The sequence below is a fragment of the Chroococcidiopsis sp. genome (genome assembly GCF_051657925.1).
Classification (GTDB): Bacteria; Cyanobacteriota; Cyanobacteriia; order Cyanobacteriales; family Chroococcidiopsidaceae; genus Chroococcidiopsis.
Genome location: NZ_JBOFLP010000174.1, coordinates 1 through 3,358, shown reverse-complemented (window position 1 = coordinate 3,358; position 3,358 = coordinate 1). Strand labels below are relative to the sequence as shown.

Sequence of the window (3,358 nt, the reverse complement as noted above, 5' to 3'; positions counted from 1 at the left end):
GAAATAGGGGGCGAGGAAACGGCAGGAGAAGCAAGAAACGAAATTTTGTTACAGTTAGTTACTTGGCTCCGCAGCCCTGTTGGGAAAGCAATCTCTCGACCGAGCGAAATTCGGCTGGATGCTCCTTTTTTATCCTTTAGTTTGCGTGGAGCCAGAGATGAGGATGAAGCAACAGTATGCGCCCTTTCTGCCCAGTCAATTGCCCTAGTTCGCGCTTTAGAACACCCAAAAAGTTACTTGATTGTAGATGAAGGATCGCTGCTATTTAAAAACAACGGTTTGGTTCATGCTGTTGCAGAAACGGTAGTTAACGGCGGTAAAAGTGGTATTGGCGTAGAAGTTATCACTCAAGATATTGTCACGATCGCTAAAAGTGCTGCTGGTTCGCAATTTCTCACTAATTTAGGGGTTCGCACGATTGGGGCAATTGAAGAAAGCGATATTGAAGATTTGTCTCACTACCTAAAGAAGCCTCCAGAAATTTTCTATCCCAATGCCCAACAGAGTTTCCAGCCGGACAACATTCTACTGTGTTCCCACTGGTTGCTACTAGCGGAAGGAATCCAAACCCAAGTGAGTCATTTTCCCTCACCAGAGCTGATGGCATTGGTTGCGACTCATCCTCCAGAGCAACGAGCAAGAAAGCGTTATCTCGATTACTACGGCAACTTTTATCAGAGTGTAACCGCATTTGCTCAGGACTATGCCAGAGCTAGGCGATCGGGTGAATCAATGGACGATCTCTGTCCGTCTCAAGGCAGCTCTTTCATCCCTGTTTTTCAAAAAGTGTAGAACGACAATTAATCTCTAATTATTGAGCGTTGAAGCAATGTTTTCAAGTTATAAAATTAGAAGTTTTGTCATTATTGGAATCGCATCTATTTCTACTTTAATGTCTTCTGCGATCGCGCTTGCTGCTGCATTTCCAGATCCACGAGTAGAGAAAACTTTAGATACGATTGAATCCGTAGTGAAGGATAAATCGAATCCCATTGGTAAGTCGAGTATTGACTCACTGTTAAAATCCACATTTGAGAAGATACTAGGACTTGACTGCCCAGGTATTTTGTTTATTGTTGCCCCCGATAGTTGTCCTACTAGCAGTGGCTCTATTTCTATTTCTATAGATTCTGATTCTTCTAAGCCAGCATCGCAAACAGAAACAAAGCGGACTGCCTCGCCACCCACAGATGACATACTCACTGCTAACTCTCACGTTCGAGAGCGAGACTTAGCCAATCTTGATGACCAGGAATTTGCCAGAGAAAGTGCTGCGCCTTATTTGGGAGAAACTGGTAGGCAACAGGTGAAGAAGAGTACGCAGGAGACAGCAGAGCTAATTAAAAGCAATTTGGAATCAGCACGGGAAATACAAACGATAGCCGCAGACTCGCAAGAGTTGACAGTTACGCAGGATGTAATGAAATCTCATGCAAAAGTATTTTCCCAATTAGGAGACATGGCTGCCAATCAATCACGGCTAGAAAGCAAAGTCTATTTGGGAGTTTTGTCACTTCAACAACAGCAGGCTTCTTTGATGCAGCTGTCAGCTAACTTGAGTGAAGGCATCGATGAAGCCAATCGCCACCAACGTCTAGACCAAGATGCGATCGCCATAGCTGCTATGCGTGCGGGTGTCTACCTTCCCTTCCGCCGATTGCAGTCTAGTAACAGTAAATAATATGATTACTCCCTTACATCTGGCTGCTTCTGGAGGGGTAGAACTGCTTGACGAAAGTGCCAAGCAAGCATTCGCTGCCGCACAAGCTTGGAATCAGCTTTGGCAGGTGATTTTTCAACAAAAACAGAACGGGCTATGGACTGCGGTTAATTATATAGCTTCTTGTGTTGTTGCCGTGTCTTTCATTGGTTTTTCCATTTATTTAGTAGAGCAAGTTGTCAATCGCAATGCCATCTTAGTCATGCGGCACTATCTATGGCTAATTACAGCCATGATGCTGCTAGCAAATAACGGGCAACTCCTAGCTGAAATTACCACGGATATGCGCCTATTTACAGCAACTCAAACTCAAATCATTTTTAATATTCAATTGGCTGGAACTTCAGTGGATGAGGCAATTCAAGATGTCCTAGTCACCAACGATGTCAAAGACTGGTTGGGAACGCAGTATCGTGCTTGCGAAATTAAGACTGGGGAGGCACAAATTCAATGTATGGAAGAAGTAGGTAAAGCAGCAAGAGATGTAGTCGAGCGAGCTGAAAGTCGGTTTGGTTCTTTAGGCGGACTAAGGCGACTGTGGGAACGTTTGAGTAACTTTAAAACTGGCTTCTTCGGCAATGGTTTCAATAACCCACTACTAGGAATGTTACTTGGTTCAGCAGCACAATCCGCAGTGAGATGGTTTCTCAAAGGCTGTCAGTGGGCTGCTTCTCATTTGTTTGAACTGGCGATGTTATTAACCGGACTGTACGGACCAATTGCTGTTGCTGCGTCTACTCTGCCTTTACCTGTCCGTCCGCTTTGGGCTTGGTTTATCGGTTACATCAGTACGTCCCTGGCTCTCTGGAGCTATGTGTTGACTGTTGGTTTAATTGCACAGGTAATTGTCATCTCCAAACTTCAGGAAGCTGCTGATATTGGCTTTTTGATTTTACTCGGTCTTGCTGCTCCATTTTTGGCGGGAGCGGTGGCGGCAGGGGGAGGAATGGCAGTTCTACGGGCAATGGGTAGTGGTGCTAGTACGCTAACATCAATTGGATTTAAATTGTTACCTTTCTAATTCTCAGTTTTTTAAAACTAAATAACAGCTATTTTCAAATGAGAATTCCAAAAATTAAGCTAAAAGAAGACGATATCTTGCCAGTATCGGTTGCCATACTTGCTGGCAGTCAAGTCGTGCAAGTATTAGCTCTATTAATTTTGACTTTTAGCTTATACGTGCTTGCTAAACAGCCTCAGCCTACATTGGTACAGCGTAATGATGGTACGGCATTTGTAGCAGAACCACAGCCACAAAATTATCGCGAACCAGAAGTAATTCGTCAATTTGTAAAAGATTGGACAACTCTTCAGTTTACTTGGTCGGGAAAACTGCCTTCAACTAGTGGTAAAGCCACTATCAAAGACGAAGGAATTTTAGTTAATACCTCCTTCGCGATCGGGGAAAAACAGGGAAGTTATGATGCTAAAACATTTTTTGAGAATAGTGATACTAAAGTCCCTACTGTTGCTTATCAATCAGCTTTTCTACTTCCAGATTTTGAGCGTCAACCGTTTTTGCAATTATTGGCAAAGGATTGGATACCGAAAGATTACTTCTCTAGCAACCCTACCACAACTGTTCTCAATTTTGATTTTGTCGGCGAACCCCAATTAATCGATCGCGAACGGGGAATT

2 protein-coding genes and 2 pseudogenes are annotated in these 3,358 nt (G+C 43.6%); all 4 read left to right on the top strand.

The features are described 5' to 3' along the window. A pseudogene (locus tag ACRC32_RS14195) lies at positions 1-792 on the top strand (hypothetical protein); the annotation flags it as partial. Between the two features lie 37 nt (positions 793-829). Next, positions 830-1,681, top strand: a complete 852-nt coding sequence (locus ACRC32_RS14190; RefSeq protein ID WP_438554583.1) for a hypothetical protein — start codon at positions 830-832, stop codon at positions 1,679-1,681. Between the two features lies 1 nt (position 1,682). Further along, on the top strand, positions 1,683-2,741 hold the full coding sequence (locus ACRC32_RS14185) for a hypothetical protein (protein ID WP_438554582.1): 1,059 nt from the start codon (positions 1,683-1,685) through the stop codon (positions 2,739-2,741). Positions 2,742-2,779: 38 nt separating this feature from the next. After that, positions 2,780-3,358: pseudogene (locus ACRC32_RS14180) on the top strand (hypothetical protein); the annotation flags it as partial.